The 23,461-nt window shown below is 64.3% G+C and carries 25 protein-coding genes and 1 tRNA gene; 10 read left to right on the top strand and 16 right to left on the bottom strand.

The features are described 5' to 3' along the window. Positions 1-379 precede the first annotated feature (379 nt). Positions 380-2,233, top strand: a complete 1,854-nt coding sequence (locus JQ580_RS29575) for an alkaline phosphatase family protein (protein ID WP_212284198.1) — start codon at positions 380-382, stop codon at positions 2,231-2,233. A 38-nt stretch (positions 2,234-2,271) separates the two neighbouring features. Here JQ580_RS29575 and JQ580_RS29570 read toward each other — a convergent pair whose 3' ends face one another. Then, complete coding sequence (locus tag JQ580_RS29570; RefSeq protein ID WP_212284196.1) at positions 2,272-2,844, bottom strand: hypothetical protein; 573 nt, start codon at positions 2,842-2,844, stop codon at positions 2,272-2,274. Between the two features lie 393 nt (positions 2,845-3,237). On the opposite strand from JQ580_RS29570, the gene JQ580_RS29565 reads away from it, so the two are divergent. The 3 genes from JQ580_RS29565 (at position 3,238) to JQ580_RS29555 (ending at position 5,849) form a co-directional block, all read left to right on the top strand. Beyond that, positions 3,238-3,897, top strand: a complete 660-nt coding sequence (locus JQ580_RS29565; protein WP_212284194.1) for a peroxiredoxin — start codon at positions 3,238-3,240, stop codon at positions 3,895-3,897. A gap of 140 nt (positions 3,898-4,037) precedes the next feature. Next, positions 4,038-5,477: a cryptochrome/photolyase family protein gene (locus tag JQ580_RS29560; RefSeq protein ID WP_212284192.1), complete on the top strand. Its 1,440-nt coding sequence runs from the start codon at positions 4,038-4,040 to the stop codon at positions 5,475-5,477. A 66-nt stretch (positions 5,478-5,543) separates the two neighbouring features. Then, the gene (locus tag JQ580_RS29555) at positions 5,544-5,849 is read left to right on the top strand and encodes a histone (RefSeq protein WP_212284190.1); all 306 of its coding nucleotides are present in this window, start codon (positions 5,544-5,546) and stop codon (positions 5,847-5,849) included. Between the two features lie 118 nt (positions 5,850-5,967). Here JQ580_RS29555 and JQ580_RS29550 read toward each other — a convergent pair whose 3' ends face one another. Both JQ580_RS29550 and JQ580_RS29545 read right to left on the bottom strand, forming a co-directional pair. Next, positions 5,968-6,840: a DMT family transporter gene (locus tag JQ580_RS29550; protein WP_212284188.1), complete on the bottom strand. Its 873-nt coding sequence runs from the start codon at positions 6,838-6,840 to the stop codon at positions 5,968-5,970. Between the two features lie 97 nt (positions 6,841-6,937). Further along, the gene (locus tag JQ580_RS29545; RefSeq protein ID WP_212284186.1) at positions 6,938-7,384 is read right to left on the bottom strand and encodes a hypothetical protein; all 447 of its coding nucleotides are present in this window, start codon (positions 7,382-7,384) and stop codon (positions 6,938-6,940) included. 290 nt (positions 7,385-7,674) lie between these two features. On the opposite strand from JQ580_RS29545, the gene JQ580_RS29540 reads away from it, so the two are divergent. Then, positions 7,675-7,938, top strand: coding sequence for a hypothetical protein (locus tag JQ580_RS29540; RefSeq protein WP_212284184.1), 264 nt, complete (start codon positions 7,675-7,677; stop codon positions 7,936-7,938). Positions 7,939-7,968: 30 nt separating this feature from the next. Here JQ580_RS29540 and JQ580_RS29535 read toward each other — a convergent pair whose 3' ends face one another. Then, a complete protein-coding gene (locus JQ580_RS29535) occupies positions 7,969-8,430 on the bottom strand; it encodes a host attachment protein (protein ID WP_212284181.1) in 462 nt (153 codons plus the stop codon). Between the two features lie 270 nt (positions 8,431-8,700). On the opposite strand from JQ580_RS29535, the gene JQ580_RS29530 reads away from it, so the two are divergent. The 3 genes from JQ580_RS29530 (at position 8,701) to JQ580_RS29520 (ending at position 10,719) form a co-directional block, all read left to right on the top strand. Further along, on the top strand, positions 8,701-8,991 hold the full coding sequence (locus tag JQ580_RS29530; protein WP_212284180.1) for a hypothetical protein: 291 nt from the start codon (positions 8,701-8,703) through the stop codon (positions 8,989-8,991). A 451-nt stretch (positions 8,992-9,442) separates the two neighbouring features. Then, entirely contained in the window at positions 9,443-10,408 is a 966-nt protein-coding gene (locus tag JQ580_RS29525) for an AraC family transcriptional regulator (protein WP_212284178.1), read from the top strand. Positions 10,409-10,566: 158 nt separating this feature from the next. After that, positions 10,567-10,719 (top strand): hypothetical protein, encoded by a 153-nt coding sequence (locus JQ580_RS29520; protein WP_212284176.1) that lies wholly within the window; start codon positions 10,567-10,569, stop codon positions 10,717-10,719. An 85-nt stretch (positions 10,720-10,804) separates the two neighbouring features. Here the strand turns inward: JQ580_RS29520 and JQ580_RS29515 are convergent. The 3 genes from JQ580_RS29515 to JQ580_RS29505 all read right to left on the bottom strand — a co-directional run bounded on the left by JQ580_RS29515 (position 10,805) and on the right by JQ580_RS29505 (position 12,314). Next, a tRNA-Arg gene (locus JQ580_RS29515) sits at positions 10,805-10,881 on the bottom strand. A 155-nt stretch (positions 10,882-11,036) separates the two neighbouring features. After that, positions 11,037-11,576 carry a hypothetical protein gene (locus JQ580_RS29510; RefSeq protein ID WP_212284174.1) on the bottom strand — a complete coding sequence of 180 codons (540 nt, stop codon included), beginning with the start codon at positions 11,574-11,576 and terminating at the stop codon, positions 11,037-11,039. A gap of 156 nt (positions 11,577-11,732) precedes the next feature. Next, a complete protein-coding gene (locus JQ580_RS29505) occupies positions 11,733-12,314 on the bottom strand; it encodes a hypothetical protein (protein WP_212284172.1) in 582 nt (193 codons plus the stop codon). A gap of 182 nt (positions 12,315-12,496) precedes the next feature. Here JQ580_RS29505 and JQ580_RS29500 point away from each other — a divergent pair, with 182 nt between their 5' ends. After that, positions 12,497-12,880: a VOC family protein gene (locus JQ580_RS29500; RefSeq protein ID WP_212284170.1), complete on the top strand. Its 384-nt coding sequence runs from the start codon at positions 12,497-12,499 to the stop codon at positions 12,878-12,880. A gap of 39 nt (positions 12,881-12,919) precedes the next feature. Here JQ580_RS29500 and JQ580_RS29495 read toward each other — a convergent pair whose 3' ends face one another. Then, positions 12,920-13,417, bottom strand: a complete 498-nt coding sequence (locus JQ580_RS29495) for a hypothetical protein (protein WP_212284168.1) — start codon at positions 13,415-13,417, stop codon at positions 12,920-12,922. 259 nt (positions 13,418-13,676) lie between these two features. Between JQ580_RS29495 and JQ580_RS29490 the strand changes: the two genes are divergently transcribed. Beyond that, positions 13,677-14,030: a GrlR family regulatory protein gene (locus JQ580_RS29490; protein ID WP_212284207.1), complete on the top strand. Its 354-nt coding sequence runs from the start codon at positions 13,677-13,679 to the stop codon at positions 14,028-14,030. Here the strand turns inward: JQ580_RS29490 and JQ580_RS29485 are convergent, their stop codons facing one another. The 8 genes from JQ580_RS29485 to JQ580_RS29450 form a co-directional block, all read right to left on the bottom strand. Next, a complete protein-coding gene (locus tag JQ580_RS29485) occupies positions 14,031-16,718 on the bottom strand; it encodes a PAS domain S-box protein (protein WP_212284166.1) in 2,688 nt (895 codons plus the stop codon). It abuts the gene before it with no gap. 117 nt (positions 16,719-16,835) lie between these two features. Continuing rightward, positions 16,836-17,750, bottom strand: a complete 915-nt coding sequence (locus JQ580_RS29480; RefSeq protein ID WP_212284164.1) for a DMT family transporter — start codon at positions 17,748-17,750, stop codon at positions 16,836-16,838. A 76-nt stretch (positions 17,751-17,826) separates the two neighbouring features. Further along, the gene (locus JQ580_RS29475; protein WP_212284162.1) at positions 17,827-18,621 is read right to left on the bottom strand and encodes an NUDIX hydrolase; all 795 of its coding nucleotides are present in this window, start codon (positions 18,619-18,621) and stop codon (positions 17,827-17,829) included. Positions 18,622-18,625: 4 nt separating this feature from the next. After that, positions 18,626-19,579: a dihydrodipicolinate synthase family protein gene (locus tag JQ580_RS29470; protein WP_212284160.1), complete on the bottom strand. Its 954-nt coding sequence runs from the start codon at positions 19,577-19,579 to the stop codon at positions 18,626-18,628. A gap of 28 nt (positions 19,580-19,607) precedes the next feature. Next, positions 19,608-20,486 (bottom strand): SDR family oxidoreductase, encoded by an 879-nt coding sequence (locus JQ580_RS29465; RefSeq protein WP_212284158.1) that lies wholly within the window; start codon positions 20,484-20,486, stop codon positions 19,608-19,610. A gap of 167 nt (positions 20,487-20,653) precedes the next feature. Then, entirely contained in the window at positions 20,654-21,514 is an 861-nt protein-coding gene (locus JQ580_RS29460; protein ID WP_212284156.1) for a MaoC family dehydratase, read from the bottom strand. Positions 21,515-21,661: 147 nt separating this feature from the next. Next, positions 21,662-22,051 carry a Zn-ribbon domain-containing OB-fold protein gene (locus tag JQ580_RS29455; protein ID WP_015685453.1) on the bottom strand — a complete coding sequence of 130 codons (390 nt, stop codon included), beginning with the start codon at positions 22,049-22,051 and terminating at the stop codon, positions 21,662-21,664. Continuing rightward, positions 22,051-23,208, bottom strand: coding sequence for a thiolase domain-containing protein (locus tag JQ580_RS29450; RefSeq protein ID WP_212284154.1), 1,158 nt, complete (start codon positions 23,206-23,208; stop codon positions 22,051-22,053). Before JQ580_RS29450 ends, JQ580_RS29455 begins: the two co-directional genes overlap by 1 nt. Positions 23,209-23,461: the final 253 nt, after the last annotated feature.

Raw genomic sequence — 23,461 nt, 5'->3', positions numbered from 1 at the left:
GCCCGGTCTTCCCTGCGCCCTCTTTCAATCGAGGGCGAAGCGACGAAGCAAAGCTCGGGCGAAATGCGCCGCGAGGACGAGATCCCATGTCAGTCATTCAGCAACGCTCTCGTGCCTCGGCTCAGCAGCGCCCCTTCGGCGGTGCGCTGCTGAGCCGGGGCCCCATGCATCAGCGACTGCCAGCTTACCCTGTCCCAACTCTGCGCAGCAACGCAAGCGCGCTGCAGCGCGTCCGGGCGACGAACCGCCCCTCCTCTGGCATCGGCGACGGGCCTTGTAACAAAACGGTCATGCAGCGAAACTAAACGAACCGGGGACCGCGATGGCGGCCCCGGGGGCCGCAGGTTGCGGCCGAGCCGCGCCTCGCAGGGAGATTTTGATGCGCCGATCACTGGTGTTGCTGTCCGCCGGACTGACAGTGCTATCCACCGGATTTGCTGCCGCCCAGAACAACACGCCGCGCAATCTGGTCCTGTTCATCCCGGACGGTCTGCGCGCGCTGAAGGTCACCCCTGAAACGGCGCCCGCGATGGCTGAAATCCGCGACAAGGGCGTCAACTTCAAGAATTCGCACTCGCTCTTCCCGACCTTCACCATGGCCAACGGCTCGGCGATGTCGACTGGCCATTATCTCGGCGACACCGGTGTGTTCTCCAACACGATCTGGACCGGCTACACCTCGGCTCCGGCCGGCGACACCGTGGTCCCGTTCATCGAGAACGACGGCGTGCTCGGCGACATCGACGAGCATTTCGGGGGCAACTACCTCAACGAGGACACCATCCTCAAGCTGGCCCGCGACAAGGGCCTCAGCACCGCCGCGATCGGCAAGGTCGGCCCGACCTATCAGTTCGACCACACCGACAAGCCCGAGAAGACCGGCCTGCACTCCGTCGTGTTCGACGATTCCACCGGCGGCAAGAACGGCGTCGCACTGTCGGACGAAGTGAAGGACGCGCTGACCAAGGCCGGCCTGCCCCTCGTCACGCCGCCGCGCGGCGACAATTCCAAGGCGGGCGATGCCAAGACGCCCGGCACCATCGTCGCCAACGTCGCGCAGCAGGCCTATTTCGCCGACGTCGCCACCAAGGTGGTGCTGCCGATGTTCAAGGCGCGCAACAAGCCGTTCGTGCTGGTGTTCTGGTCGCGCGACCCCGACGGCAGCCAGCACAACACCGGCGACAGCCTCAACCAGATCCTGCCCGGAATCAACGGTCCGACGTCGATGGCCGGTATCAAGAACGCCGACACCAACCTCGCCCAGATCCGCAAGGCGCTGGACGAACTCGGGCTCGCCGCTTCGACGAACATCATCATCTCGGCCGATCACGGCTTCTCGACCATCTCCAAGGAAAGCAAGACCAGCCCCTCGGCCAAGGTCAGCTATGACGACACGCCGAAGGACTTCCTGCCGATGGGCTTTCTGGCGCTCGACCTCGCCAAGGCGCTCGAGCTGCCGCTGTTCGACCCCAACGACAAGAATGCGAAGATCGAGGGCAACAAGCATCCCAGGGCCGGCAACGGCGTGCTCGGCAAGGATCCGGAAAAGCCCGACCTCGTCGTCGCCACCAATGGCGGCTCCGACCTCGTCTATCTCCCGAACAAGGACAAGCAGCTGGCGGCCAGGACCATCAAGGCACTGCTCGCGCAGGACTACGTCTCCGGCCTGTTCGTCGAGGACTCGCTCGGCCGCTTCCCCGGCACCTTGCCGCTGTCGAGCATCAATCTGCGCGGCAAGGCGGCGACGCCGACGCCGTCGATCGTCGTCAACTTCCGCTCCTATGCCAGCGATTGCGGCGAGGCGCCGACCAACTGCTCGGTGCAGGTCGCCGACACCGTGCTGCGCCAGGGCCAGGGCATGCATGGCAGCTTCAGCCGCGGCGATACCATGAACTTCATGGCGGCGATCGGCCCGGATTTCAAAACAGGCTTCGTCGACCCGCTGCCGGTCAGCAATGCCGATGTCGGCATGACGGCCGCCCGCCTCATGGGCCTGAGCGCGCCCCAGAAGGGAGATCTGGTCGGCCGGGTGATGTCGGAGGCTCTACCCAATGGCGCCGTGCCGAAGGCCTATGCCGGCACGATGAAGTCCAAGCCCGCCGAAGGCGGCCTGGTCACCGTGCTGAACTTCCAGCGCGTCGGCAGCCAACGCTATTTCGACGCCGCCGGCTTCCCCGGCCGCACGCTTGGGCTCGAGGCGGAGACCCCCAAACAAAAAACGGCGGGGAAATAGCCCCGCCGTTCAAAATGCTCTTCGCGAGAGGCGCAAAATCACATGCCGATGTCGAACACGTTCGGCAATTGGCCCGCCAGGGGCAGCGCGGTGGCGCCGAGGAAGGTCGCCACCATCGCCATCAGGCGGCGGTTGTTGTGGCGCTTGCCGCGCATCTGGCCGGCGATCCACTCCAGCATCTCGCTGTTGACCTTGGAGGCATAGGACGGCGCCCAGCTCTCGATCTCGGTCTCGGCCGACAGCGCGACGCTACGCGGCGGCACCTTCAGGCCCGAGGCGCTGGCGGCGTAGTGCGCAACCGCCTTGGTGAGCAGATCGTCGAAGCGGCCGCCATCGGTGCGTTCGGTGGCGGCTTCGTTGATCTCGAACAGGACCTCGGCCTCGGCGCGACTGACCGGTTGATCGTTGACGGCGGTGGCGGTCAGGATGCGCGTGCACCAGGCGGTGTCATCGGCATCGAGCGAGCGGGAGAAATGAACCCTTCCCTTGGTGGTCGGGCCTTCGCCCGTGATCACGCCGTCGCGCACGATGGAGAGTGCATGAGCCGCGGTGTCGCGGCAGGACGGTTCGAGGGACGACGGTTCGGCAGATTTAGGCGCAGCGGCGGACATAGTTCACTTCCAGATTTCTTCTGACCGGTCAGCATTTTCATGCCGACGTAAAGGGGTGGTTAATGATTCGATACGGGGGTCGCGACTTTTCGAGATGGTTGCCAATTGGTCGCTTGGAGCACCGTTTAGGTTTATTCGACACAGGGGCGAGCGTGATGGAAGTCATAAAAGGCATAATCGGGGCGAGCGAGACCGTGTGACCCCGGATGGGGATGTTTCGCCGCAGGTGCTGCTGTAACAATAAGTTGCTAGAAAATCGGCCCTTCAGGGAAGGAATTCACATTTTACTCGAGCTGGTTCAGTTGGCGTTCACTTGGACCGGCAACGCCCCTATATTGGGGACCGACGACAGAAACGAAATATCCAGCCAGTTCAATGGGATGAGGTACAATCATGACACTTCCGATCGGCGCCACCGCACCTGACTTCGAGGCCGAGACCACCGAAGGGAAGATCAAGTTCCACGACTGGATCGGCGACAGCTGGGCGCTGTTGTTCTCGCACCCGAAGGACTTCACGCCGGTCTGCACGACCGAGCTCGGCGCGCTCGCCAGGCTGAAGCCAGAATTCGACAAGCGCGGCGTCAAGTTGATGGGCCTTTCGGTCGACCCGGTCGATCGTCATGCCAAATGGTCGGAAGACATCAAGGAGACGCAAGGGGCCGCGCCGAACTTCCCGATGATTGCCGATACCGACTACAACGTCTCGAAGCTGTACGGCATGCTGCCGGCCGCGATCTCGGGCGATCCCCTCGTCCGCACCGCCGCCGACAACCAGACCGTCCGCAACGTCTTCGTCATCGGCCCCGACAAGAAGATCAAGCTGGTGCTGGTCTATCCGATGACCACGGGCCGCAACTTCCAGGAAATCCTGCGCGTCATCGACTCGCTCCAGCTCACCGCCAAGCATCGCGTGGCGACGCCGGCCGACTGGTCGCAGGGCGACGACGTGATCATCGCGGGCTCGGTCTCCAACGACGAGGCCAAGACGATCTACCCGCAGGGCTGGAAGGAGCCGAAGCCCTACATCCGCATCGTGCCGCAGCCGAAGTGAAGACCTGCGCGTCGCGCCGATAAACGATCCGACATCCCCGGAGCCCGCCAGGCGCGTCCTCCGGGGGCAAATCCGGGCATGAAACTTCGCGGCGGTGTCCCGTATAGTGAGGACCCGCCGCGCGAGACCCATTCCCGATCATGCCCAGTCCACAGCCGGTCATCGTCTGGTTCCGCGATGATCTTCGCGTCTCCGACCATCCCGCCCTCCACGCCGCCGCCAGGACCGGCTCGCCGGTGATCTGCCTTTATGTGCTGGACGATGCAGCCGGGCGGGCACCGGGCGGCGCGGCGCGCTGGTGGCTGGCGCAGTCGTTGCGGGCGCTCGGCGCCGAAATTGTTGCGCGCGGTGGATCGCTGGTCCTGCGCAAGGGACCGGCGGCCAAGGTTGTCGCCGAGCTGGCCCGCGAGAGCGGCGCCACCGCCGTCTACTGGAACGAGATCGCGCAAGCGCCTCATCAGGCGGTTGAGCGTCAGCTCGAAGCGGCGCTGGCAAAGCTCGGCATCGACTCGCAGAACTTTCCCGGCGACCTCCTGGTCCAGCCCTCGGCGGTCCGTAACAAGGAAGGCCGGGCCCTGCGCGTATTCACGCCGTTCTGGCGGCGGGTGCTGTCGCTCGGCGATCCGCCAAAGCCGCTGCCTGCGCCGAAACAGCTGCGCCCGGGCCCGAAGATCGCCAGCGACCGACTGGAGAGCTGGAAGCTCGAGCCGACCAAACCGGATTGGGCGGGCGGCCTGCGCGAGACATGGACCCCGGGCGAAGCCTCCGCGCGGGCACGCCTGCGCGACTTCCTCAAGCGCACCGCGCGCGTCTATGTCGGCGACCGCGACCGCCCGGACCGCGAGGGCACTTCAGGCCTGTCACCGCATCTGCGGTTCGGCGAGCTCAGCCCGCGCCAGGTCTGGCATGCGGCGCGGTTCGCGGCGGCGGAGGAGCCGGCCTTCCTGCCCGGCATCGAGAAGTTCCTGAGCGAGCTCGGCTGGCGGGAGTTCTGCCGTCACCTGCTGCACGACCATCCCCACCTCGCCACCGAGAACCTGCAGACGAATTTCGACGGCTTCCCGTGGAAGGACGACAAGACCGCGCTCGCCGCTTGGCAGCGCGGTCATACCGGTTACCCCATCGTCGACGCGGGCCTGCGCGAACTCTGGCACACCGGCGTGATGCACAACCGGGTGCGGATGGTGGTGGCGTCGTTCCTGGTCAAGCACTTGCTGATCGACTGGCGCGATGGCGAGAGCTGGTTCTGGGACACACTGGTCGATGCGGATGCCGGCAGCAATCCCGCCAATTGGCAATGGGTCGCCGGCTGCGGCGCCGATGCGGCGCCCTACTTTCGCGTGTTCAACCCAACGCTTCAGGGGGAGAAGTTCGACCCCGACGGGACCTACGTTCGGCGCTGGGTGCCGGAACTGAAAGACCTGCCGGCGAAGCTGATCCACCAGCCCTGGCAGGCGACGCCGATCGAGCTGTCGAGCGCCGGCGTCACGCTCGGCAAGACCTATCCGCAACCGATCGTCGATCACGCCAAGGGACGTGAGCGCGCGCTCGCCGCGTACGCGAAGATCCGTAAAGGTTGAGCGTTGCTTTGACACAATTGTGAAACCCGTTATCGTCATCGCTCCGTACAAACCGTGGGGGACGATATGGACGACGATAAGCCGATCACCGAACAGGCGATGGAAACGATCACCAGCGCCGTGGAAGCGACCAAGGACGCCGCGATCACCGCCGTCAAGAAGGTGAGGAAAGCCGCCAAGAAGGTCGCGAAGAAAGTAGCGCCGAAGAAGGCTTCGAAGAAGAAGAGCTCGAAGAAGGCTGCTAAGAAGTCGTCGAAGAAAGCGGCCAAGAAGGCAACCAGGAAAACTGCAAAGAAGTCCGCGACAAAGGCCAAGAAGGTGGGCAAGAAAGCGACCAAGTCGAAAAAGAGGGCCGGCAAGGCCAAGCGCTGATCGCAACGCGCGAGCAGGTCTCCGGGTGCTGGCGCGCCCGGAGACCTGCTCACGAGACACACCCTGCCCGCGCGGCCGGGATGCGCGCGGGCCCGGGTGATGCTTCAAGGGATGCCGCCTACGCGCGCCTGTTGACCACGAACACGGCGGCTGCGCACATCCCCATTCCGGCAATCGCCAGCGCGTCGAGCTTCTCTCCGAACAGCACATAAGCCATCAGCGCGGTCACCGCAGGCACAAGATAGAACAGGCTCGCGACCGAGGTCGCTGCGGCGTGGCGGATCAGCCAGTACAAAAGCCCGATCGATCCGATCGAGAGCGCGACCGCAAGCCAGCCGAGCGCGAGCACGAACTCCTGCGTCCAGTGCACCACGCGGTCTTCGAACAGGAAGGCGCCGATCGCGAAGAAGATGGTGACGGCGACATATTGCACGAGATTGCCGGCACGCCAGTCGATCTGGTTGCAGTACCTGCGCTGATAGAGCGTACCGAGCGTGATGCTGATCAGCGAGACCACCGAGGCGAGCCAGCCGAGCCCGGCTTCACCCGTCATGGGACGATTGTGCAGGATCAGCACCACGCCGCCGAGGCCGAGCACGAGCCCGGCCCATTGCACCGGCGTCACCTTCTCGCCAAGCCAGCGGTTGGCGATGGTCGAGGTCAGGATCGGCTGCAGGCCGGGAATCAGCGCGGAGAGCCCGGCTGGAATCGAATGCGCGATCGCGATTGCGGTGCCGCCAAGATAGAAACCGTGGACGAGGATGCCTGCGACGGCGCTGTGCGCAATGCCGATGCGATCAGGCCATTTCGGCTGCGCGATCGCAGCGATCAGCGCCATCAGGCCGACCACGATCGCCATCCGGATGGCGAGATAGGTCAAGGGATCGGCATTGTTGACGACGTATTTGGTGCCGATGAATCCGGTGCTCCAAAGCAGGACGAACAGGATCGGCGCAATGCGGGCGGTCAGGGCTTCTCGATTATTGTTCATTGCCGCCCTCATTGCCCCACCAAGGGCTATGCGGCAATGCGAATTTCGCCCGGCAAGATGCTGCGCTGCGACGGACGATCCGGCTTAGTTCAGCCGCTCACCACTCTTCGGGACAGGGGTCGACGATCTTCCAGAGCTCGACGCCATTCTTGATTTTTTTCATGTCGGTGGTGAGCCCGCCATTGCGGCGGATCCAGTCCTTCACCTTATCGGGGTAGTAGGACATCAGGTCGGACGTGCCTTCCGAGCTCGTGACCTTGATGCCGAAGGTGAAGGCCTTGTCGTAATAGGCCTGATGGAAGCCGAGGCTGGCGCGGGGCGTCACGCAGATCTTGTTCATCGGCACGATGCCGAGCACCAACGTGCAGGCCGAATTGCAGATGCCGTCGATGATGACGCGCTCGCCCTTCTCGCGGACGCGCTTGTACTTGGTCTTGTATTCCTCGACATAGCCGCCGTGGTCGCGGGTGATATGCAGCTCGGCCCGCGCCGGCGTGGCGGCAGCGAGGCAGAGCAACAGCAGGCTCAGAAGCGTGATGCGCATGGCGGCGTGACGGCGAAAGCCTTCTGGAATGGACCGGCCTCGAAGGGAGCCCCAAAAGCCGGCGGCAAGATTCTTAATCCAATAGTCTTTGGTCATACTTGTGTGGGGAATTCGTTAAGCATCCCGAAAAGGCCAAAAATGGGCAGGCTTCGGCCATATCACCGACAATTCCGTCACACCCACCCGGGAATCTGCGGGTTTAGCCCGGATTTTCCGGCGCCGGACGGGTGCCCCGGAGGTCCGAAATGGCTATAGATGGCTGACCACTTCGCGGGTTCCGGAGAATCAAGATGAGCAAGTTGAAGCTTGTAGCCGCGGTTGCTGCCCTGTCGGCCGCAATCCTAGCCCCTGGCCTCGCGGAGGCGCGGGGGCATCACCGACACTACCGCTCGTACGCCAATCCGCTGCCCTACCCGATCAGCTATGTGCACAATTACGGGCCCGGCTTCACCCCCGGCACATTCGCCTTCTACGACGGCCCGTCGACGAACCACTGCTACCAGAGCGCCGCCGCCTATGTCGGCCAGGACCGCCGCCGGCACCCTTGCTACTGAGGGCCGGCAGCGCGCCATCTACGGGCGTCCCTATTTGGCGGCGCCCGACTGCAGCAATTGCTTCTCGATCTCGTAGACGGGCAGCTTGACGAGGTCCTTGCCGACCTCGTTCTGGATCGCCTTGCGCACGACGTCCGAATAATCGGCGCGGATCATCCCGAGGGCGCGCGGTGAGGCAACCATGGTCAGGGCCGTGGTCTCGCCGGAGTTGACTGCGGCATCGAGCCGGCCGGCCAGGCTGCGCAGGAAGGCGCGCTCGGCCTCGTCGTGCCAATCGGTCTGCTCGACCGAGCTGCGGGCGCCGCCGGCGGCGGCGTGCACGCGGCCCGGTGCATCGGTCCCTTGCGCGCTGGTCGAGGGGTTGGGCTGCTCATGCACCTCCCTGGTGTGCAGGTTCGGAAACATCTCGTCGCCGAGGTTCTCCAGAATGAGCGCCTTGCGCCCATCGCACACGACCAGCCAGTCGCCCTTGTCTAGTCTCATCTTGTCCATTGCAAAGCTCCAAGCAACCTGTCGGCCGGCCCTTCGAAATCGTCGAAGCACTGGCCACATGACAAGACTACGAACGATGCATCGACGGCGAATTGCGCAGGATCAAGAACCGCATCGGATGTCCCGCACATGGCTCACTCGCTCGAAACCTGGGCCCATATGGCATGAGGTCGGGCTGAAGATTTGTTCATCAGCATTACATTTCGGTGCCGCCACAATTTGATCAGAACAAGTTCGATATCCTGGATCGCGTAAGTGGAGAAAGACATCATGAATCTCAAGATCGGCTTCGTTGCCGCAGCTCTGTCCGGTGCCTTGTTTGGTGCTTTGGCGACGGCGCCGGCCGCGTCCGCCATGCCCATTGCACCCGCGCCTGCGACGCCTCAGGCCTCCGGCATCGAGCAAGTCCGTATGGTCTGCGACCCCTGGGGGCGCTGCTGGTGGCGTCCGAACTACTATGGGTATTACGGGCCTCGGCCGTATTACGGTCCCCGCTATTACGGACCTCGCTACTACGGTTACGGTCCACGCTTTTATGGCCCGCGCTATCGCCGATGGTAACTTCTGAAGGGGCCCTCCGGGCCCCTTCGCTATTGCGAGATCACGCCTTGCGCCGTCGTCGACGGCCCGGAGCGGAGCGAAAACTGATCTAGATCAAAGATGACATCGGCCCGCGGCGTCATGCTAACGCCATGGCGGAGTTGATTGTTTTTCGATGCCCTCAGACGGGCATGAACGTACAGACGCATCTCGAGAAGCAGGCGAGACAGGAGAGACGGAGCCTCGTCTCCTTCGCCTGTCCCGCTTGCACAGGTCTACATTTCATCGACCTTGCCTCCGGCCAACCGATGACCCGGGAGCGTTAACGAAGAGATTTATCCGACGGGCGTCATGGCATGATGTCCGCAATACTACGGCCTGGAATTCGGTTTACTGAAACGCGATGTTTCGCCATTGATGGGGGTCGACCGACGTTCATTTGATTGTCACATTTTAGCAACCGGCCAGACCCATGTTGTTCGACGCCCTCGCTCCGTCCCCCGCCCTTCAGCTGATCGGCTTTTCCGACATCGATGCGTTTAGGCCGATCGAAACGATGGAGGATGCGAGAAGTATTCCGCTCGACATCCCGAACTTCGCCGCAGCCCGCGCCGTCGTCGCCCTGCCGGCGTGTCGCATCATCATGATGCGATCGTTCGCGCGCATCCTCGATACCACCTATCGGATGCCAGGCGGGCTGGTGCTCCTGTCCATGACCGACGACCTCCAGGTCAACTTCAAGGGGCTGGATCTCGACGCCCGCTATTTCGTGACGCTCCGCGGCAACGATGAATGTCATTTCGTCGAGCCCCAAGCCAATCTTCATGCAATGATCATCTTGTCCCCGACGCTGAGAGACCGGGGGTGGTTCGACCAGGGCGATGATTTGCGGGCCCATCTCGCGAACCGGCCGGCCCTGCTCCACACGCGCCAGCTCCTGCTCGACATCCTGCGAACCGCGTCAGTGCAGCCGCTCCTGTTCGAATCTACCGAGGTGGCAGGCCATCTCCAGGAGGGCCTGCTGCTCGCACTCGACGATCTGTTTCGTGTCGATGCGATGGCGGATCGGAGCGCGTCGGTCCAGTGCGAGCGCTCGATCAAGCTGGTGCACCGGATCGACGATTACGTCGCGGCCCACCCCACGGCCCCGATCTACACGGCCGATCTCGCCGGTGAGTTTGGCGTCTCGATCCGGACTCTCGGCGGCGCGGTCAGCAAGGTCCGCGGCATGAGCTTGCACCAGTACATTCGCCTCAAGAGGTTGTGGGCAACCCGCGCCCGCCTGCTCAAGGGCGGCGGCGCCACCGTCGCCACGTGTGCGCGCGCGCAGGGCTTCCATCATCTCGGCGAATTCGCCGCAGCGTACCGCGCGACATTCCACGAGGCGCCGTCCGATACCCTGGCGCGAGGTCGGCAAGGCAGTATCGCCGCGCGCTGACCGAGGGACACACCCCGCGTATCAAGGCAACCGGGGAACCGGTTCCTTCAGATCGCGTTGCCGATCAGAGCAGTGCGCCGCCGGCCCGCCCCGGAGCGCATCGAGGCACCCCGCGCGACCGCCGCGGGGTTTTCCATGTAGTGGGTTCAGGGAAAAAAATGACCATCAACCGTAACGTACTATTTCTGATTATCGGCGCTCTGGTCGTTACCGCAGGCGTGCTTGGCTACAATCTCTACCAAGAGAAGAAGCAGCCGGACGGACTGCAGATCAACGTCGGACCCAATGGGCTGAAGATCCAGGGCAAATAGACGGCGGCGGCGGCAGGCCGGTGCAGCTCGAGCCCATGATGCCCCCCGTATCGGCGCCCTAGCCACCATAGCAATCCGAATGAAATGGCGCGCTCGGAGAGATTCGAACTCCCGACCCTCGGAATCGAAATCCGATGCTCTATCCAGCTGAGCTACGAGCGCCCTGGCCCGGAGGGACCGGGCCACAACCGACACTTGCCGGGCCGGGGCTGATGAGGCAGCGCACCGGATGGCGGTTCGGATGTGTTCGAATTAGCAGAGAGGCCGCCCAATAAAAAGCCCCACCCGCTCCGTTTCAAGGCGGGTCGGAAATGCTCTCACCAGGTCGTGTCGAAGAGCCCGAAATGGGGCTGCTGGGCAACAATCATCGGCCGCCCCTGCTGCGGCGCCGGATGCGTCTTGGCGACCTTGCGCTTGGGCTGTGCCTGGACCGTAGAAGCCTGAGTGGAAACCCGGCCCTGGGATATCTGGGCCTGAGCCGCCTGCGGCTTGGCTTCGGGTTTCCCGGATGCTGCAGTATCCGTCCGCAGCGGCGGGGTGAACTGGGCGAACGTGTCGCGTACCCGCGCCTTGGCCGACGTTTCGGCAAGCGCTGCCGACATACTGTCCGGCGCCGGCGGTTGAGGTGAAACGACGGCAGCGGTTTTGACCGCTGGCGCGGCAAGCGTTGGCTGGCTTGTGTCGAGGACGACGCGCTCAGGCAAGTGTCTATCGGACCGGATGCGGATCAGGGGCTGATCGTTGCTTGCGCTCGCAACGGCCTGCGCCACGGGCGCCGCCGGGCAAACGAAATTCGCCGCGAACAGCAGTGCGAGCAGAGCTCCACCAACAAAGACGAAATACCGAAAGATGGGCATTGACCGCGCTCCGCCCCCCGCATCTGCGCGTGGGCTCTACGCCTCAACAGGCGATCTGCTAATTTGTTCCTGGCCCAGCCTTTCGGTTCAAATGGCGACGTTAGGTTTTTTCGCCAAGGACCAAAGAGGGTAACTTTTCCGCTACCGGAACGCGTGCTATGCGCGGCGCGCGGCAACCAACGAACATTTTGCCTGATCGGCGTTCACGTTGACGAAGCCCACGGGGACACGCGCGAAGGTCTTGCGGCTCTTCATGCCGACTGGATCCGCCAGCACACGGCTGCGGTCAGTGAGATGGCTTCCGTCGCGCCGCGCAAAGGCGCACACGATCTCGACATCCTTTACGGCATAGTCGTTGTCATTTCGCAGCGTGAACGTCACCAGGGCTTTCGAACCGAGGCCGCCGCGACGCCAGGTCTGCGATGAAATCCTGAGACGGCTGAGCTCTGCCACGGCAGGTGACTGGGCCGCTGCCTGCGCTTCCGGGACTGGCGACACCGGCGCGGCCTTATCGGCTGAAGGAGCTGCCTCGACCGTCGCCAGCGAGTTCGACGGCTCGGCACCATTGCCCTTGGACGGGGGCATCAGCATCCAGGCGCTGCAGCCGACAACGATGGCCGCCACCAGCCAGAGAAGGCTGCGGCCAACGGAGACGCTCGCGATTGTTGCGGTCCGCGCCAATCGTTCGCCGGTCCCGGCGAGGCGTGCCAATCCGATCCGACCGAGCCTGGCGTTCATGGGTGCATAACCGATCGCGGCCGGACCTCGTCAACGACGGAATGGGCCACGGCTTTTACCTTAATCCAGGAGACGACCCAGGGTTCCCGTGAAGGCGCGAATCGTCGATTACGGTGGCGATCGCCGCTGACGGCCGCTAACATGCGCTGCAACGTCGCGAAGACCCGTCGGGAGACATTGAAATGCCAGTCGTCACTTGGGATCACGTCCATCTGCGCAGCCCCGATCCGGAGGCCACGGCGACCTGGCTGCGGGATATCCTCGGTGGCGAGGTCGTTGGTGCGCCGGGGCGGCTCGAGGTGAACCTTGGCGGTGCCAGGATCTTCATCGCGCCGCTGGAGGGCGACAACGCCGTGAATCCACCGCCGCCGCACCCGCATCAGGGCCTCGACCATTTCGGCCTGGCAGTGAAGGACATCGATGCCGTTGCGGCCGAGATCAAGGCCAAGGGCGTCACCTTTACGCGCGAGCCGACCACGATCCGGCCCGGCGTGCGCATCTGCTTCATCCGCGGCCCCGAAGGCATCTCCATCGAGCTGCTCGAGCGCGACAAGAAGTATACCTGATCCGGCACTAGCCCACCTGCCGACACGCAGCCGGCGCGGCTAAGTCATGCTGCCGGGCATGAAGCAGCGGATGCTGACGCCCATATAGCCGTAGATCGGCCATACCATGGTGCGTCCCACCCGGTTGGGCTCGGAGATGACGGCCTCCTCGGGCACGTCGACCCAGACGAACTCCTGAGGCCGCCCTTCAAGCCCTGAGGCATAGCGCGGGAGGCGGACACGATAGTGTCCGTCCTTGCTGTCCCAGTCGGTGTCGGAAAGCGCCGAACCATCCGCATCGGAGCAGCACGGCCCCTTGCCGCTGCGCAGGCCGTCGAACCAGGCCTTCAGATCGGGACTGGTGTTGGCGAACTGGCCGCGGTCGCGCGCGTGCCCGAAGGGGGCTGCGAGCGCAACCAGGATCAGGGCCCCTGCCAGCCTCGTCGCGCTTCGCCGGCGAGTTGCGCTGCCGGAACGACGTCGTTCGCTTTCGCAGTTGGTGGGACGCGCACTGTACAGACGCGGCTCATCGCCGCCGGAATCGATCCAGTTGCTCATCGTCTTGCTCCAGCACCCCGCGGCCAGTGCAACAATCGTTATGCATTTCGCGGGCCAAACCCTGATTCGCAGGCGATCGGCCTCGCCCCATCATCAGACCGTCATGACGGCGTCACGCACAAGCCGGGACAACTACGGCTCGTGGCGGCAACTTCCGGTGGTCGCCGGCAAACTGCCGCGTTGCGCGAGGCGATACGCTTTGGCATAAAAGCCGGACCGGTTACGCCATTGGGCGATGGCGGCCGGCCTGCGGGACGTTATGAAAAACGGTCTCTATTCGATTCACGTGACCCTGCTCGATGGTCGAGCCGGCAAGGGCAGCGGCGTGATTCTATTTCGCGACGGCAAGATTCTTGGCGGCGATGCCTACCTCTTTTACACCGGCAGCTATGTCGTGAAGGACAACAACACCTTCAAAGGCGAAGTGCTGGTGCAACGACACACCTCCCCGCGAGGCGACGACAATCCGCTGTTCGGCGGCCCTGCCCCAGTCGGCATCGGCGTCAGTGGCACTTTCACGGAGACGCGCGGCGAGATGACCGGCACTGCGCTGGTCGGCAAGGCCAGCCAGATTTTCGGCGCGACCCTGCACAAGCTCGCGGAGACGGATTAGTTATTCCGCGGCTTGCTCGAGTGGCGCCACGCGCGGCAGGATGATCTGGATACGGGTGCCGCCGCCCGGCTCGGAATCGAGATCGAGCCGCCCGCCGAGCCGGTTCGTGACGATGCTGTAGACGATATGCAATCCGAGGCCGGTGCCGCCCTGGTCGCGCCGCGTCGTGAAGAACGGATCGAAGGCACGGCGGCGGACGTCGAGCGACATGCCGCAGCCGTTGTCCGAGAAAATAATCTCGACATTGTCCTTGCCGGACTCCCGCACCTGGATGTCGATCGTGCCCGGCCGGCCGTCCGGAAAGGCGTGCGCAACCGAATTGAGAAACAGATTGGTCAGCACCTGGCCGTACGGGCCCGGATAGCTGTTCATGGTCAGATCAGGCTGGCACTCGACGTTGAGCGTCAGGTTGTGCTTGCGCAGGCCCGGCCGCAGGCTCATCACCACCTGCTCGGTGAGATCGCCGAGATCGAAAGTGCGCTGGTCGGAATAATTGCGATCCGCCGCGACCTGCTTGAAAGACTGGATCAGCTCCGCGGCGCGGTTGAGATTGGAGACGAGCTGCGAGGACGCGTCGCGGCTGGTGTTGAGGAAATCGTTGAGCGTGGAGCGGCGGAGCTCGCCGCGCTCGACCTCGGCGGTGAACATCGCGGTCTTGCGCTCCAGCGCGGAGGCGACCGTGAGGCTGATGCCGACGGGGTTGTTGACCTCATGAGCGACGCCGGCGACGAGCCGCCCGAGCGCGGCAAGCTTCTCGGCCTCGATCAGCGAGGCCTGGGTCTCGCGCAGATTGCGCAGCGCAGTCTCGGCGGATTCCTTGGCCTTGCGCATCTCCTGCTCGCCGCGCTTGCGCTCGCCGATATCGAGCGCCACGGTGACGATCCGCTCGATCTCACCGTCGGCATCGAGCAGCGGCAGCTTGTTGACGAGCCACTGCCGCATGTTGCCGGAGGAATCCTTGTACTCTTCCTCATAGAAGCCGAGGCCCCTGCGGAGATTGAGCACGCGCTTGTCGTTCTCGTCGGTCTTGGCCGCGCCGTAGCGCGACATCAGGTCGGCGGTGGTGCGGCCGAGAGCGTCGCCGGGCTCGATGCCGAAGATGCCGGCCATGTAGCGGTTCATCAAGACGTAGCGCAGGTCGCGGTCCTTGACGTTGATCACCGCGGGCACGGTGTCGATGACCTGCTGGAGCAGGCGCCGGCCTTCGGCGATGGCGTCCTCCGCCCGCTTCTGGTCGGTGATGTCGCGCAGCGTGCCCTCATAGCGCACGATGTTGCCCGCCTCGTCACGCACGCCCGTGGCGCTGTCGGAAAGCCACAGGATGTTGCCGCTGCGCTGACGCACCTGGTACTCGAATTCGCGCACCATGCCGTCGCGCGTCATCAGCCGCTGGTATTCGACGCGTGCCTCGGGATGGACGTAAATGGTGTGGGCGATGTCGTTGATGCTGTCGATCAGCTGCTGCGGGCTGTCATAGCCCATCATCCGCGCCAGCGCCGGATTGGCGTTGAGGAGATCGCCGGCTGGTGTGGTGACGTAGATGCCGTCGATCGAGCCCTCGAACAGTTTCCGGTAGCTCTCTTCGGCGAGCCGCTGCTCGGTGAGCGCGCGCACCGCCGCCTCACGCGCCGTGTCTGCCTCCTCGAGCGCGCGGCGGAACACCTCGGCGGCGCGGGCGATGTCGCCAATCTCATTGTCGAGGTCGGCCGACGGGATCGAGGTGTCCTTCCGGCCCGCCGCAAGCGCGCGAATCGAGCGTGCGATCTGGGCGAGCGGACGCACCGTCCTGCGCACCACGAACAACGCAGCGCCGATGCCGATCAGCACGCCGATGCTGCCGAGCACGATGCTCTGCCATCGCGCTTCCGTCAGCGTCCTGGCAAAATCGCGCGACAGCACGTGGCCACGCCGGTCGCTGACCTCGCGCAGCAGTTCGGTGACGCGGCCGATCAGCCTGCCCTCGGTGCCCAGCACCTCGCGGTCGATGTCGGCGATCTGCCGCTCGCGGACGGCAACGGCCATAATGGCCTCGGCATAATTGTTCACCGCCGATTTCAACCCGGCATCGCCGATGTTCAGGGCCCGCATGGTCTGCGCGGCCTGCTCCGCCGCGGACGGGTTGCGCGCCAGCAGCCCGAGCGCGATCCGGCTCTGCGCCTCCGACAGGCGCGAGGCCAGCTCACGGTCGGCGGTCCCGGAGACGGCGAGATCGAACTGGTCGCGGAGCGGCGGCAGGCCGGCGAGCAGCTGGGCGCGGCGATCGATCAGGGTTGAGATCCGCTCCAGGCCATTGCGATAGGTCGCGAGCCGCTCGGTGACCCCGTCGATCATGTCCTGCTGCTCGGGCGCGAGCTCGATGCGGGTCTTCTTCAGGATGTCACTGAGCGTCGAGGCTGCCTCACCCACCTGCTTGAACTGGATGCCGGCGCCGGGGTCGGTGACGAAGTCGCGCGCGGCAAGCCGCAATTCGTTCATGCGGCGATCGATGTCCTCGGCGAGGTCGCCGACGCTCTGGAGCCGCTGCAGCTCGGCGAAGGTCGTGTCGATGTGCCGGATCGCGATCACGCTCGCGGCCGAGGTGACGATGATCACCGCCAGCACCAACAGGAAGCTGCCGAAAGTGAGCTGGCCGATGGAGAGCGAGAATATTCGCTTTTTCTCAGGGGTCGGCGTCAATTCGGCGGACATTGGGCTGTGAGGACCGGGATACTGGAGGCTCAATATACGACGTATTGCCGCCCTGGGGAAACATGCCTCGGGCCGCCGAATATCCTTAATATTGGACCTCGGAGCGCTTTCCCGGATCTATGACGGTTTGACGCTTGCCTGCCGTCGGGCCGGAATCGTCATGGCGGCGACGCCGAGGACGACGCAGGCGAGCCCGATCCAGGCGGTCCGGCTCAGGCTCTCGCCGAGGAAGGCGACGCTGATCGCGACCCCGATCGGCACCCGAAGATAGGCCTGCGCGGTGGTGCCGACCGAGCCCAGGGTCTGGATCAGGCGGAAGTAGATCGCAAATGCCGCGGCGGTCGAGAACACGGCCAGCGCCAGCAATGCCAGCACCGAACTCGGCGACGGCGACAGCGTCCAGGGCTGCTCGACCACGAGCGAGGCCGGGATCAGGACTGCCGCCCCGGCCAGCAGCGAGCCGGCCGCGGGCGCCATGGGATCGAGGCCTTTGAAGCTACGGCCGAAGATCGCGGCGCAGGCGTAGCAGATCGTGGCGGCGACGATGGCCGCCTCGGCAAGGAGGCCGCTACCGATGTCGTGAAAGGCATCGACGCCGACGATCAGCAAAATGCCGGCCATGCCCGCGATCACGCCGAATAGCTTTCGCGGGCTCGTTGCCTCGTGGCGGGTGACGACGGCCGTGAGCAGGAAGGTAAAGATCGGGCCGGCCGAGTTGAGGATGGTGGCGAGCGCGGCGTCGACATGGCGCTCGCCCCAGGCGATCAGGGTCCAGGGGATGACGCTGTTGAGCACGGCCTGGAAGGCGAAGCGCTGCCAGATCGCGGCGCTCGTGGGCATCCTGATGCCGCGCGCCCACATCACGACGAGCAACAGGAGGCCTGCGATCGCGGTCCGCGCTGCGATCAAGGTGATGGGGGGAATGGTGGCGACGCCGAGCTTGATGAAGGTGTAGGAGCCGCCCCAGAGCGTTGCGAGGGCAACGAGGAGCGCGAGCTCGACGGCAATGTTGGTGTCCTGCCTGACGTCCATGGCCGCTCCGTCCTTCACACTGGACGGAACCTAGCGCGACCCCGAGCCTAAATACTTCGGCAGACGTCGAAGTGTTCTAACCCACAGCCCCGACTTCAAACACTTCGCCGTCATAGCCGGCCTCGCGGGGGATGCGGAGCTGGCGGCCGGTTTCGGTCTTGGTCATGACGGGCATCACCGTGACGATCGACAGGCCCCTGGCATGGTCCAGCGCAGCGCTAACGCTGCCCTGCTTGGCGAGGCGGATCAGATTGCGCGTGGTCGGGAACGGCAATTTGAAGCGGCCGCTCTCGCCGCCCTCCACGGCCTCGCGCGGCGAGACCCAGATCGAATCGGTGGACTCCCGGCCGTCATGGGCGCCGAGTTGATCGGGCGGCGCCGCGGCAAGGAAGAACCAGGTATCGAAACGCTTGGGCATGCCTTCCGGCGTGATCCAGTGCGCGTAGGGAACCAGCGTGTCGAGCGCGAGCTGGAGGCCGTTGTCATCGAGAATTTTCAGGAAGCTGATCTTGTGCTCGTTGAGCGCGATGCGATGCGCATCGGCAAGCTCGCCGGCACGCTTGGCATCGACAGGCGTGCCCGTTCCCTTCGCGCGCGCCAGCAGGATGCCGCTCTCCTCAAAGGTCTCGCGAATCGCCGCGATGCGAAAACCACGATCCGCTTCGCTCAGGCCCTCGCCGCCCGAATAGAGGTCGGCGCGCGCAACGATCTCGTTATCGCCGGCATCGACGCTGCCGCCGGGAAACACCAGCGCGCCCGAGTTGAACTCGATTTGATGATGGCGGACCATCATGAAGACCTCAATCTCCTTCTCGCCGTCGCGCAGCAGGAGGATCGTCGAGGCCGGGCGTGACGCTGGTGTCTCGGCCATGCAACTAACCCGCGGCGCTGGATTGCGGGCCGAGATTGGCGCGCTTGTCGACCCGGGCAACGCGCGACAGCAGGTACTCGACCTCCGCCTTCGCCGTCGCGGTGATGGTCGCACCCGGCTTGCGCTGGGCGCTGGAGGCGATGATGCCGCGCTTCTGCAGTACGTATTTGCGGATGGTCAGGCCGACGCCGGGCTGCTGCTCGTAACGGATCAGCGGCAGATGCGCGTCGAACAGGTCATGCGCGGCGTCGCGCTTGCCGGCCTTGGAGAGGTTCACCACGTCAATCAGAAGCTCCGGGAAGGCGTAGCCGGTCATGGCGCCGTCGGCGCCGCGCTCCATCTCGAAATCCAGGAACGTGCCGCCATTGCCGCACAGGATCGAGAGCGGACGGAGCGAGCCGTCCTTTTGGAAGCCGCGCAGCGTCGTGATCTTCTCCAGACCCGGCCAATCCTCGTGCTTGAGCATCACGCAGTTCGGATTGTCCATGACGATCTTGCGGATCACGGCGGGGGTGAACACCACCTGCAGGGTCAGCGGATAGTCCTGCAGCACCCATGGAATGTCGGGCCCGATGGCTTCGGCCGCCTGCTTGAAATAGCCGACGATCTGGTCGTCGGTGCGCAAGGATGGCGGCGGCGCGATCATGACGCCGGCAGCACCTGCGTCCATCGAGGCCTTCGCCAGCGAGCGCATGGTGGCAAAGCCAGGCGCGGAAACGCCGACGATTACCTGCATCTTCTTGGCGCGCTTGATGAAGCGCACCGCGACCTGCTCGGCCTCGGCGGCGTCGAGCTTCGGCGCCTCACCGAGGATGCCGAGCACCGTGACGCCGTCGCAGCCGACCTCCTCGTAGAAATCGGTCAGGCGGTCGATCGAGCGCTCGTCGATCCGGCCGTCGTCGTGGAACGGCGTCGGCGCGATTGCGAAGGTGCCCTTGGCATCGGCGGTGAGTTTCATCGTGGTCCTTATTTCTCTCTGTCGATGGCTAAAACCGCCGCGCGCCCATCTTGATCTGCTCCTCGGAGAAAAAGATCTCCTTGGCGTGATCGGCGATGTCCCGGGCGTTCCAGCCCGTGTGCGGCGGTTTCCAGCCTTCCATTTCCATCATCCGCATCTCGCGCACGCCGCGGGGCCCGGACACGCCCAGCACCTTGCCGGTCTGGTCGCCCGACAAGTCGCTGACCATGTATAGCACGGCCGGCGCGATGCCGTCCGGCCCCAGCGCGGCGCCCGGGTTCTCCTTATAGCGGGGCAGGTCTGCGGTCATGCGGGTCAAGGCGCCCGGGGCCAGCGTCCAGATCCGGATGTTATACTTGCGGCCCTCGATCGCCAGCACGTTGGACAGGCCCCAGATGCCGCCTTTGGCCGCGCCGTAATTGGACTGGCCGAAATTGCCGATCAGGCCCGAGGTCGAGGAGGTGTTGACGATGACACCGCCGCCATTTTCCCGCATCCAGCGAAACACTGGCATGGTGCAACAAAAGGTGCCCTTCAGATGCACCTTGATGACCTTGTCCCAGTCGGCCTCGCTGGCCTTGGCAAAGGTCTGGTCGCGCAAGATGCCGGCGTTGTTGACGAGGATGTCGGCACGACCGAAATGCTTGATGGCGTCGTCGAACACCGACTGGCCGCCCTCCATGGTGGAGATGTCGGCGTTGTTGGCAACCGCCTTGCCGCCCTCGGCCGCGATGGCGTCCACGACCTGCTGCGCCATGGACTTGTCGGCGCCGGAGCCGTCACGGGGTCCGCCGAGGTCGTTGACGACAACCGAGGCCCCTTCCCGCGCGAACAGCTTTGCGTAGGCCTCACCGAGCCCGCCGCCCGCGCCGGTGATCAGCGCAACCTTGCCATCGAGTAATCCCATGGTGGCTTCTCCCTGATTGCTTTTGTTCTCTCGTGTCCCGGACGCGGTGCGGCGCGAAGTGCCGCTCCGCAGAGCCGGGACCCAGTTCTTTGCCACGGCCCTTGGGCCCCGGCTCTGCAGCGCACCGCTGAAGAAGCGCTGCGCCGCGTCCGGGGCACGAGACTGGCCTAACCCAGCACCGTCTTGCCGTTCTTGATCACCGTGACCCCGCGCGACTTCACCTTGGCTTCGAACGAGATGACGTTGCCGTCCTTCCAGAGGTCCATGGTCACGGTCTCGCCGGGATAGACCGGCGAGGAGAACCGCGCGACGTGCTGGCGGAACGCGCTCGCATCATAATCGGCATAGGTCTGAAGCACGCCGCGGCAGGTGATGCCGTAGGTGCACATGCCGTGCAGGATCGGGCGCGGGAAGCCGGCCTTCTTTGCGAACTCCGGATCGGAATGCAACGGGTTGCGATCGCCGCAGAGTCGATAGACCAGCGCCTGGTCGGGACGCGTGGTGATGTCGATGGTCTTGTCGGGGGCGCGCGACGGGATCTTGTGCGGATCGGGCTGGGTCAGGCTCGGCCCGCCGAAGCCGCCGTCACCGCGGGCAAAGCGCGAGGCCACCAACGTTGCCAGCTTCTCACCCTTCTCGTTCTTCAGCACGGTCTGGTGAACGATGACGACGCCCTTGTCCTTGCCCTTGTCGTAGACCTCGACGACGGTGGAGTCGGCGGTGATGTCGGCGGCCACGGGCAATGGCTGGTGAAAGGTGATGTCGCGCTCGCCGTCGACCACCATGACGCGGTTGAGGTTCATCTCGCCAGGACCCGAGCCCCACGCGGCGACGGATGCGAACGTCGGCACCACCTTCAGCGGCCGCGGCGTCAGCGTGCCCTCGTTGACGAAGGCGAGTTCTTTCTCATCCATCGGATCGGCACCGAGGCCGATGCCATAAGCGTAGAGCATCACGTCGCGATCGGTGTAGGCGTATTTCTGGCCGATGTTTTTGAGGCCTTTGAGCTCTTCGTATCTGGCGGACATTTCTTTATTTCCTCCGGTGGTTCTCATCCTCATGGTGAGGAGGCGCTCTTGCGCCGTCTCGAACCATGAGGATGCCCGATACGCTTTCTTTGTCGTGGCCATCCTTCGAGAGGCTTGCTTCGCAAGCTCCTCAGGATGAGGACCGCCCTATGCCACCGTGAAGAACGGCAGCGGCGCGCCGTCGGTCGGCTTGAACACCACCTTCACCTTCTGGCCGATCTTCAGCTTCTCAAGATCGCAGTCGACGAAATTGGTCTGCACCGAGGGCCCCTCTTTTAGCGTGACGTAGCCGATCGCGTAGGGCCCGGTCGGCGATTTCCGCATCAGGCTCCAAGTGTAGATGGTGCCCTCGCCCGACGCCTCCTCCCACACCGTCTTGTCCGAGTAGCAGAACGGGCAGATCGAGCGCGGGAAGTAATGCGCTTCGCCGCAGGCCGTGCAGCGCTTGATCATGAACTTGCCCTGCTTCGCGGCGTCCCAGAACGCAGCGGTTTCCGGATTGGTCACCGGGGCCGGGTATTTCTTTGCTTCGCTCATCACACGCGCTCCAGAATGGCCGTCGAGGCGGCGTGGCGAACACCGAGAAGGCCGCCGGTGCCGTGGGCGATGGCGAGATCGCAATTCTTGACCTGGACCTTCGGGTGCGCCTCGCCGCGCAATTGCCGCACAGCCTCGATGATCTTGGTCATGCCGCCGCGGTTGACGGGATGGTTGCTGCAGAGGCCGCCGCCGTCAGTATTGAACGGCAGCTTGCCGACGCCCGAAATGAGGTTGCCGTCGGCGACGAACTTGCCGCCCTCGCCCTTCTTGCAGAAACCAAGATCTTCGAGCTGCATCAGCACCGTGATGGTGAAGCTGTCATAGATCGAGGCGTATTTGATGTCCTGCGGCGTGACGCCGGCTTCCTCGAACGCACGCGGGCCGGACCAGACACCGGCGGAGTACGTGAGATCGAGATCCTTGCCGCCGCGCGGGCCCTTCATGGCTTCGCCATGGCCGATCAACTTGACCAGCGGCTTCTTCAGGCTCTTGGCGATCTCGGGCGTCGTCACGATCAGCGCTCCGCCGCCATCGGAGACGACGCAGCAATCCATGCGGTGCAGGGGATCGGAGATCATCGGCGAGTTGAGCACGTCCTCGACGGTGACGACGTCCTTGAGCATCGCATGCGGATTGTACTGCGCATGATGGGAGGCCGCGACCTTGATCCAGGCGAGCTGTTCGCTGGTGGTGCCATAGTCGTGCATGTGGCGCATGGCACACATGCCATAGGCATTGTGCGTCGTCGCGCCGTAAGCGGTCTCGAAATCGGCTTCGGCGCCCTGCGCCCGCGGCGGCATTGCACCTGTACGCGGCTTGCCGGCCAGCGTGATCAGCGCGATCGAGCACTTGCCCGCAGCGATCGCCTCAGCGGCATGGCCAAGATGGATGATGTAGGAACAGCCGCCGGTCTCGGTGGAATCGACGTGGCGGAGCTTCTTGGTGTTGAGACCGAGATAATCGACCATCGGCCAGGCGCCGCCGGGCGCATCACCGGCGCAGAAATAGGCGTCGATGTCGTCCTTGCTGATCCCGGCATCCTCGATCGCGCCCTTGGCGACCTCGGCGTGGAGCTGGGCGGTGGATTTGTCCGGCGCATGCCGGGTCGGGTGTTCGTAGATCCCGGCAATGTAGGCCTTGCCCTTGATGGTCAAAACAGAGGTCTCCGCTGGCGTTTCTTATTGCTCCGTTTTTCTGAACCGCGGTGGGCTGATTGGCAAGCGCGTAAATATTCCGCAGGGCGAGAGGGTAGCGGGTTGGCGCAAGTGGGGAGTTCACTCCGGGTGCGGCGATCCCAATTTTGCGAAAACAACCCCATGCACAGTAGAATGGGGACTGATTTCACATGAGAATTCTACGCCTGCAAACGTCGCAGATGACGCTTCGCTAATCCGCTTGCCAGACCTA

The organism is Bradyrhizobium sp. SZCCT0148 (assembly GCF_018129985.1).
GTDB lineage: Bacteria > Pseudomonadota > Alphaproteobacteria > Rhizobiales > Xanthobacteraceae > Bradyrhizobium > Bradyrhizobium japonicum_H.
The sequence above is the reverse complement of the archived record's forward strand: the minus strand, read 5'-3'. Positions and strand labels throughout refer to the sequence as shown.

Coding starts and splice junctions, on each gene's coding strand:
- JQ580_RS29480 (WP_212284164.1), bottom strand. CDS start 17,750: ATGGACGTCAGGCAGGACACCAACATTGCCGTCGAGCTCGCGCTCCTC.
- JQ580_RS29510 (WP_212284174.1), bottom strand. CDS start 11,576: ATGCCCATCTTTCGGTATTTCGTCTTTGTTGGTGGAGCTCTGCTCGCA.
- JQ580_RS29520 (WP_212284176.1), top strand. CDS start 10,567: ATGACCATCAACCGTAACGTACTATTTCTGATTATCGGCGCTCTGGTC.
- JQ580_RS29505 (WP_212284172.1), bottom strand. CDS start 12,314: ATGAACGCCAGGCTCGGTCGGATCGGATTGGCACGCCTCGCCGGGACC.
- JQ580_RS29545 (WP_212284186.1), bottom strand. CDS start 7,384: ATGCGCATCACGCTTCTGAGCCTGCTGTTGCTCTGCCTCGCTGCCGCC.
- JQ580_RS29540 (WP_212284184.1), top strand. CDS start 7,675: ATGAGCAAGTTGAAGCTTGTAGCCGCGGTTGCTGCCCTGTCGGCCGCA.
- JQ580_RS29500 (WP_212284170.1), top strand. CDS start 12,497: ATGCCAGTCGTCACTTGGGATCACGTCCATCTGCGCAGCCCCGATCCG.
- JQ580_RS29535 (WP_212284181.1), bottom strand. CDS start 8,430: ATGGACAAGATGAGACTAGACAAGGGCGACTGGCTGGTCGTGTGCGAT.
- JQ580_RS29455 (WP_015685453.1), bottom strand. CDS start 22,051: ATGAGCGAAGCAAAGAAATACCCGGCCCCGGTGACCAATCCGGAAACC.
- JQ580_RS29565 (WP_212284194.1), top strand. CDS start 3,238: ATGACACTTCCGATCGGCGCCACCGCACCTGACTTCGAGGCCGAGACC.
- JQ580_RS29525 (WP_212284178.1), top strand. CDS start 9,443: ATGTTGTTCGACGCCCTCGCTCCGTCCCCCGCCCTTCAGCTGATCGGC.
- JQ580_RS29490 (WP_212284207.1), top strand. CDS start 13,677: ATGAAAAACGGTCTCTATTCGATTCACGTGACCCTGCTCGATGGTCGA.
- JQ580_RS29465 (WP_212284158.1), bottom strand. CDS start 20,486: ATGGGATTACTCGATGGCAAGGTTGCGCTGATCACCGGCGCGGGCGGC.
- JQ580_RS29470 (WP_212284160.1), bottom strand. CDS start 19,579: ATGAAACTCACCGCCGATGCCAAGGGCACCTTCGCAATCGCGCCGACG.
- JQ580_RS29575 (WP_212284198.1), top strand. CDS start 380: ATGCGCCGATCACTGGTGTTGCTGTCCGCCGGACTGACAGTGCTATCC.
- JQ580_RS29495 (WP_212284168.1), bottom strand. CDS start 13,417: ATGAGCAACTGGATCGATTCCGGCGGCGATGAGCCGCGTCTGTACAGT.
- JQ580_RS29560 (WP_212284192.1), top strand. CDS start 4,038: ATGCCCAGTCCACAGCCGGTCATCGTCTGGTTCCGCGATGATCTTCGC.
- JQ580_RS29550 (WP_212284188.1), bottom strand. CDS start 6,840: ATGAACAATAATCGAGAAGCCCTGACCGCCCGCATTGCGCCGATCCTG.
- JQ580_RS29485 (WP_212284166.1), bottom strand. CDS start 16,718: ATGTCCGCCGAATTGACGCCGACCCCTGAGAAAAAGCGAATATTCTCG.
- JQ580_RS29570 (WP_212284196.1), bottom strand. CDS start 2,844: ATGTCCGCCGCTGCGCCTAAATCTGCCGAACCGTCGTCCCTCGAACCG.
- JQ580_RS29460 (WP_212284156.1), bottom strand. CDS start 21,514: ATGTCCGCCAGATACGAAGAGCTCAAAGGCCTCAAAAACATCGGCCAG.
- JQ580_RS29530 (WP_212284180.1), top strand. CDS start 8,701: ATGAATCTCAAGATCGGCTTCGTTGCCGCAGCTCTGTCCGGTGCCTTG.
- JQ580_RS29475 (WP_212284162.1), bottom strand. CDS start 18,621: ATGGCCGAGACACCAGCGTCACGCCCGGCCTCGACGATCCTCCTGCTG.
- JQ580_RS29555 (WP_212284190.1), top strand. CDS start 5,544: ATGGACGACGATAAGCCGATCACCGAACAGGCGATGGAAACGATCACC.